This is a genomic window from Thermovenabulum sp. (genome assembly GCF_049701175.1).
Classification (GTDB): domain Bacteria; phylum Bacillota; class Thermosediminibacteria; order Thermosediminibacterales; family Thermosediminibacteraceae; genus Thermovenabulum.
This window is the reverse complement of record NZ_JBNATW010000052.1, coordinates 1-6,738: the sequence shown is the minus strand read 5'-3', so window position 1 is coordinate 6,738 and position 6,738 is coordinate 1. Positions and strand designations below refer to the sequence as shown.

At 38.6% G+C, this 6,738-nt stretch carries 8 protein-coding genes and 1 pseudogene; all 9 read right to left on the bottom strand.

From position 1 onward, the window contains the following. Positions 1 to 112: 112 nt before the first annotated feature. Complete coding sequence (locus ACPLVF_RS11845) at positions 113 to 748, bottom strand: cyclodeaminase/cyclohydrolase family protein (protein ID WP_424908031.1); 636 nt, start codon at positions 746 to 748, stop codon at positions 113 to 115. Positions 749 to 817: 69 nt separating this feature from the next. Then, positions 818 to 2,500, bottom strand: a complete 1,683-nt coding sequence (locus ACPLVF_RS11840; protein ID WP_424908030.1) for a formate--tetrahydrofolate ligase — start codon at positions 2,498 to 2,500, stop codon at positions 818 to 820. Between the two features lie 33 nt (positions 2,501 to 2,533). Next, a complete protein-coding gene (gcvH, locus tag ACPLVF_RS11835) occupies positions 2,534 to 2,914 on the bottom strand; it encodes a glycine cleavage system protein GcvH (RefSeq protein WP_424908029.1) in 381 nt (126 codons plus the stop codon). 24 nt (positions 2,915 to 2,938) lie between these two features. Then, positions 2,939 to 3,745, bottom strand: a complete 807-nt coding sequence (locus ACPLVF_RS11830) for a formate/nitrite transporter family protein (RefSeq protein WP_424908028.1) — start codon at positions 3,743 to 3,745, stop codon at positions 2,939 to 2,941. A 230-nt stretch (positions 3,746 to 3,975) separates the two neighbouring features. After that, positions 3,976 to 4,122, bottom strand: a complete 147-nt coding sequence (locus ACPLVF_RS11825) for a hypothetical protein (protein WP_424908027.1) — start codon at positions 4,120 to 4,122, stop codon at positions 3,976 to 3,978. Between the two features lie 13 nt (positions 4,123 to 4,135). Further along, entirely contained in the window at positions 4,136 to 5,290 is a 1,155-nt protein-coding gene (locus ACPLVF_RS11820; protein WP_424908026.1) for a uroporphyrinogen decarboxylase family protein, read from the bottom strand. A 6-nt stretch (positions 5,291 to 5,296) separates the two neighbouring features. Continuing rightward, entirely contained in the window at positions 5,297 to 5,485 is a 189-nt protein-coding gene (locus ACPLVF_RS11815) for a hypothetical protein (protein WP_424908025.1), read from the bottom strand. Continuing rightward, positions 5,482 to 6,171: a DUF1638 domain-containing protein gene (locus ACPLVF_RS11810; RefSeq protein ID WP_424908024.1), complete on the bottom strand. Its 690-nt coding sequence runs from the start codon at positions 6,169 to 6,171 to the stop codon at positions 5,482 to 5,484. Before ACPLVF_RS11810 ends, ACPLVF_RS11815 begins: the two co-directional genes overlap by 4 nt. 148 nt (positions 6,172 to 6,319) lie before the next feature. Then, a pseudogene (locus ACPLVF_RS11805) lies at positions 6,320 to 6,738 on the bottom strand (IS200/IS605 family accessory protein TnpB-related protein); the annotation flags it as partial.

Here is a 6,738-nt window from a genome sequence, read left to right as displayed (position 1 = left end):
CTGAAACTTCTTTGGTTAAGTCCTGCTTTAAGGCCTCGGCTACTTCCTTGCCGGAAAGTATTAAAGCCATTCTTTATCTCTCCTTTTTTTGCTTTTTGCGTATTTTTTTGTTTTATTTTTCTATTTTTAATTTTTGTAATATTATTTGGTAGGCTTCATCTGCTAATTTTTCTGCATCCTCCGAGATTTTTTCTATGCGCTCCTTTGTTTCTTCTACGAATTCTTTGTCGGTTATGCTGTTAAGGTTTATGTACACATTTAATTTTCCGCTTAATACTGCTGCTTTTAAAAGGAGTGCCCCTACTCCCACATCGCTGATTGCAAGGTTTGAACCTATCTCAGCAAGTCTTCTTTGAAGTTTTATTGCTTCTAATGAGTATTCCATTATTTCTACTGGCACCTTACAAGCATCTTTTAGTGCTTGGTTTAGTGCCTCTTGTTTTTTTGCTTTTTCTTCTTCTGTGTTTTTGGGCATCTTGTAGGCTGCTGCCACTTTGCTGAAAACCTGTGCGTCTTCATCTATTAGTGATAAAAGTTTTTCCTGAAGCTCTTTTGCTTTTTTTAGTATTTCTATCACTTCGGGTTCTACATCTTTGTATTTTTCTTTCCCCACCGTTAAGTTGCCTACCATGCTGACGAGGGCGTTACCGAGGGCGCCGGCTAATGCTGCGGCGCCCCCTCCCCCCGGCACCGGCTCTTTTGAGGAAAGGGCTTCAACAAATTCCTTAATATCGCTGTCTATAAACATAGGTATCCCCCTATCCCCTTTTTAAATAAGGGATCCTTAAATTAAAATTAATTTATGGTAAAGAGCATCTTAGAATAGCCCCCAAATCCTTCCGTTTTCATCCACATCTATATTTTCAGCAGCCGGCCTCTTCGGAAGTCCCGGCATCGTCATAATTTCTCCGGTTAGCGCAACGACAAATCCAGCCCCCGCCGAAACCTTCACGTTCTTCACGGTTATTCTAAAACCGGTGGGCCTGCCAAGCAGTGCCGGATTATCACTCAAAGAATACTGGGTCTTTGCCATACATACGGGAAGGTTGCCAAACCCCAATTTCTCCAAGTTTTCAATTTCCTTTTGTGCTGCCGGAGTATAGTCTACACCATCAGCACCGTAAATTTCCTTTGCAACGGTTTCTATCTTTTCTTTTATGGTTAACTCTAAAGGATACAAAGGAGCGTATCCGTTTTTGCCTTCTTCAATTAGCCTTAATACCTCTTTTGCAAGCTCTACTCCGCCTTCTCCGCCTTTTGCCCATACCTCGGATATCACCACATTTACCCCTAAGGCTTTGCATTCTTCCCTCACCAAGTTCAATTCCTCCTCTGTATCCGAGGGGAATCTATTTAACGCTACTACCGCAGGTAGATTGAACTTCTTCGTTATGTTCTCGACATGTTTTAATAAATTTGGGATGCCTTTTCTTAAAGCATCTAAATTAACCTCATTCAATTTTTCCTTTGCTACTCCTCCGTGATGTTTTAGGGCCCTTATGCTTGCTACAATAACTACCGCATGAGGTTTTATACCTGCATACCTTGCTTTGATGTTGAGGAATTTCTCCGCACCTAAATCAGCTCCAAATCCGGCTTCCGTTACCACATAGTCGGCAAGTTTTAGTGCAAGCTTTGTAGCCATCACGCTGTTGCAGCCGTGGGCTATATTGGCAAAGGGTCCTCCGTGGATAAATGCTGGTGTCCCCTCAAGGGTTTGGACTAAGTTAGGCTTCAATGCATCCTTCAAAAGCGCTGTCATAGCGCCGTGGGCTTTTAGATCCCCCGCTGTGACAGGTTTTCCGTCATATGTATATGCTACTATTATCCTTGAAAGCCTTTCCTTTAAGTCCTTTAAATCCTTCGCAAGGCAGAATACCGCCATTACTTCGGAGGCAACGGTTATGTCAAATCCGTCCTCCCTGGGCATACCGTTGGCTTTTCCACCCAAACCGTCTACTATGAATCTGAGCTGCCTGTCGTTCATGTCTATGCAGCGCCTTATTACAATGCGGCGTGGGTCAATATTAAGCTCGTTGCCCTGATATATGTGGTTGTCGACCATTGCTGCAAGCAGATTGTTTGCCGCACCTACTGCGTGAATATCTCCTGTAAAATGAAGGTTAATATCCTCCATCGGTACAACCTGTGCGTAACCGCCTCCTGCCGCTCCACCTTTAACACCAAAAACCGGTCCTAAGGAGGGTTCTCTTAAGCAGATGACTGCATTTTTCCCGAGCCTTCTTAAGGCATCTCCGAGCCCAACAGTTGTAGTGGTCTTGCCTTCCCCTGCCGGCGTCGGGTTTATGGCAGTTACAAGTATTAATTTCCCATCCTTTACATCATTTTTTCTTTGAAAAACATTTTCATAGTTCACCTTTGCCTTATATTTTCCATAATATTCAATATCATCTTCTGTAAGCCCTATTTTTGCAGCAATATCCTTTATGTGCTGAAGTTTTGCTTCTTGAGCTATTTCAATATCGCTTTTGAACACCATGCATACCTCCATCACCTTAAGATTATTGTATTATTATGATCCTATAGTATTTGCGTACTCATCATAATCCAGCAGTTTATCAATTTCAGCAACATCTTTTATTTTAACCTTTATCATCCACCCTTTTTCATAAGGTGAATCATTAATTATTTCTGGATTTTCTTCAAGTTCCCCATTAATTTCAATTACTTCCCCGCTCACAGGCGAATACAAATCCGATGCAACTTTACCCGATTCTACAGTTCCAAATACCTCACCCTGGGAAATGCTTTCTCCTACCTCAGGTAAATCCACAAAAAGTACTTCCCCCAACTTATCCTGAGCATAATCAGTTATACCAATAATCCCGATATCACCCTCTATCTTTACCCAAGTGTGCTCGGGATGGTATTTTATATCTTTTGGGAAAAACATTTTTTTAACCTCCTCATAGTCGAATTACCCTTTAATGCCCATTTGTACATCCTTTTTCTTATGTAACTGCATATAAGAGTATACATATATGAAAGGAATTATAATAGCTCCTCCTATTAAATTACCTAAGGTTACTGGGAAAAGGTTTTTGAAAAAGATTTGAGCCCAACTGATATTACTGCCTATGAATTTTGCAAGGGGCAGAAAAAACATATTAGCTACACTGTGTTCGTAACCACAAAGGACAAAGAGCATTATGGGGAACCAACAGGAAAATATTTTTGATACTATATCTAATGAAGCCGTAGCCATAATTACAGCTAACACTACTAATATATTGCAAAGTATGCCTCTTATAATCATTTCAATTATAGGAGGGGAAATTTTGTTCTGTGCAATAGATAATGTCAAGTTTAACACGCTGTCCTTAATCAGCCCGCTCTTAGATAGGCAATAAGCAAGAAACACTGAACCCAAAAAATTAGAAAAATATACCAAAACCCAATTTCTCAACATAGAAGAAAATGAAATTTCGTTTTCTAATAATGCCATCACTAAAAGGTTGTTCCCAGTAAAAAGTTCCGCTCCGCATATTATTACCAGCATAAGCCCAACAGGGAACACCATTGCCCCCATGAATTTCATAAGTCCTACATCAATGTTTTTCATAGTCTGCATTACTGTTATACTACCATAAGCTCCAAATCCTATATATACTCCTGCTAAAAATCCCAAAAAAATGGTTTGTTTAAAAGATAACTGTGTTTTTTTAACTCCATTTGATATAGTTGTAATTATGGTCTCCTGAGGAGATAAGAATCTTTTTTCCAATATTTCCCTCCCTTCTGCAATATTTTTTAGTATTAGTTTACATGTATATACATTATAAATATTATCATATAATTTAGTAATTTGTCAATAATTATAAATTATGATAATTTTATAACATTTTGTATATTTTTTTTTATTTATTACCGTTTCTTTCATTTACTTTTACAAAAATTTCCTATTAAAAAAAAAACTAATTTTATTTAAAATAGGCCGGGGATAACCCCGGCTTTTTACATCAGTAAAAACATTATGAAATTAAACATCATGTCTTCTGCCATCTGTATATTAGGAACCATAAAACGCTCATCCTCTGGTCTTATATTGTCTTCCTTTTTATACTCTTCCCATGTTTTATAATATTCTGATTTTATCTCCACTTTTCTCACCCCTTTATTTATAGACTGCATTCTCTCTTACAAATTCGTTTACCGCAATAATGTTTTCCGGTTTTGCATCATTCAATACTAAAGGAGATTTATCAAAATTGAATATATATCCCCCACCGGGTGCCAAAATATCAACCAATTCTTTTGCTTTGTCTATGCATTCCTTTTTGTTGCCGGTTCTTAACAAGGATATTGGATATAAACCCGTAATTATATGTTTTTTCCCTAATCTTTCTTTTATAAGTTTAGGATCTCCGTACTCAAACCACATTTTTACTCCTTTTGGTAATTCAGCTAAATAGTCGATATACCTCATCCAATCCTGTTCGAGGAAGAGATCCACTCCCATTCCTTTTTCTACAAGACCATCAACCAACTTTTTGAAAGTAGGCCAGAATACCTTTTCAAAATCAGAAGTCCTCAAATACGGAGGCATATGTAGTGGAATAAATGCCCTTTTATAAGAAGAAGGCTCTGGTGCCAAACCTGCTTTTAGCATTAAAGGTAGTATCGCTTCACAGGCCTCAGCAACCTTTTCAGGAATTCTCCTAATATCTTTTACTATGTTAGTAAACCCTCTCATTTGATCAGCAATAAAATCAAAAGGTGCTTCTATTAATGTTCCCAAACCTTCCATGCTTAATCCGTATTTTCTTGCTGCTTCAGCAGAATATATCCCGACCTGCATCATTGAATCATAAAAGACTTTATAAGCCTTTGCAAAAACTATAGACCTTTTTTCAGGCGTTGTATCTAAATTTTTATAAAGCCTTGGAAGTACCTTTTCAATTATGAATTTATAAGGATCTTTTATGAGTTCATCGTATTCTTCAGCTTCCATTGCACTTACTTCCGGATGCTGCATAAACCCTTCTGAACTCATTACAAAATTTTTTGCCCCTAATATCTGATACATGAGCGGTATGCGTAAAAAAACTGTTGGAACACCATCGCTTTTAAAATCCCTTGCCGCTTTATCAATTACATCCTTAAGCAAGTATAGATTCCATTGAGCCTCTTTCAAATCATAACCTGCATATTGGATTGCGTAAGCTATATCAACGGCCGTTGCAATAGGCACCCTTTTGGGTATTTTACCATCGTATACATCCCTGAATAATTGAGTCCTTTCCATTGAGAGCCTTTCCATATCTTCCATACTACCTCACCCACTCCCTGCACATTTTGACCCCTTCTCATTCTTACTATTTCGGTTTTTACCTCTTCTACCTTTATTTTCTTTTCCCCTGAACCACCTAAAATCGTGAATTACCTGCCCTGCTTCTTTTTCACTTGGTCCTTTACTGACAAACTCTTTTATACCAATTGTTTGCATTAATTTTAGTGCTTTCATATAGCCACTATGTCTTGATGTCCAATATTGTTATCTACAAAGCCAAAATGTTCCACAGTAACCTTTTCTCCCTTTTTAATTATGCAGAAGTCTTTATCATAGGGCCCTGTTAAAAGTTTTATCAAATACCAGATACTCCCTTTTTCTACTATTAAATTTAAAGAAGTCATCTCTGCAATTTCCGCTGCTTTTTCAATATATTCATGAATATTATAGGCTCCCGCATCTATAAGCATTAAATATTTATAATTTTTTAGCATAATTTTAAATATGGCTTTTGTTTTTTCCGGCCCATAACGCCTTAAAGCATTCTGATATTCCTGTTTGAGCCCCTTTGAACTTTCAATCCATCCCTTTGTAAGAAAATACGTCTCCTTCCTCCTTTCAAATTTTTCTCCTGGCTTGCTCATCAACATTGAAATACAATCATCTGTCTTAGGGATAATCAAATCGGCGGTTGTTGCTGTTAGCCCTACCAGTCCGTTCCCGCAGCACCCATAGGCAAATAAAATATTATCCACTCCGTCCTGTGCATCTATTTCCTTCTGGAGTTTTTCTCTGAGTTTGTTTGGATCTAAATGATATTCCGAATCAATCCAAATAATCGGAAAATTACAGTTAGCTATTTTAACTGCCAAATTTAGTTCATCGTAAAGCGTTTGACATGCAATTACTATATTATTCAAGGTAGTACACCTGGTCATCCAAACTGTGACAAACTTCCCAGTTTGGAAGGCTGGGGTATTTTTTACCGCCTTTCAGGTTGTCCCAGCCCCAACAGGCGGTATTTGGGACAACCATAGCCCCTGCCCCAAGAAGCAGGAACTCGCGCCCTTAACCGGGTCTCCCCACTTGCCCTGAATGTAATACTCCCTTCAGGACAGAGACGTCCCTTAATACCCTCTCAGGGGAGAGTGGCGTTACCACCGCTACCTTGAGAACTCGCCAGAGATTATAGCTTGTGCTATAGGCACTAATACTTGTTCCACCCAGAGGTATTAGTGCCTTCCCTGGCTCACTCCCAAGGCTTTTTATCAGTTTTATCGCTCTGTCTATCTCCTTTAGTTGCCTTTTCTTTAGTTGTTTGTTCTTAACCGTTCTCTTTACGTGCTCTTTTAATTCCTCCAATTCGTCAGCATCTAAATCTTTTAGAATTGCCATATACCCTTCGGGAATTTGCTCTTTTAATCCAAGTCCTCTTCTTGCTATTACGTATGCAGCTGCTATGTCCTTGCTTATCATATACTGCGGTG

What these genes read in the sequence shown, in the direction of transcription:
- ACPLVF_RS11820 (WP_424908026.1), bottom strand. Translation starts at nt 5,290, where the DNA reads ATGGAAGATATGGAAAGGCTCTCAATGGAAAGGACTCAATTATTCAGG.
- ACPLVF_RS11840 (WP_424908030.1), bottom strand. Translation starts at nt 2,500, where the DNA reads ATGGTGTTCAAAAGCGATATTGAAATAGCTCAAGAAGCAAAACTTCAG.
- ACPLVF_RS11815 (WP_424908025.1), bottom strand. Translation starts at nt 5,485, where the DNA reads ATGAAAGCACTAAAATTAATGCAAACAATTGGTATAAAAGAGTTTGTC.
- gcvH (WP_424908029.1), bottom strand. Translation starts at nt 2,914, where the DNA reads ATGTTTTTCCCAAAAGATATAAAATACCATCCCGAGCACACTTGGGTA.
- ACPLVF_RS11845 (WP_424908031.1), bottom strand. Translation starts at nt 748, where the DNA reads ATGTTTATAGACAGCGATATTAAGGAATTTGTTGAAGCCCTTTCCTCA.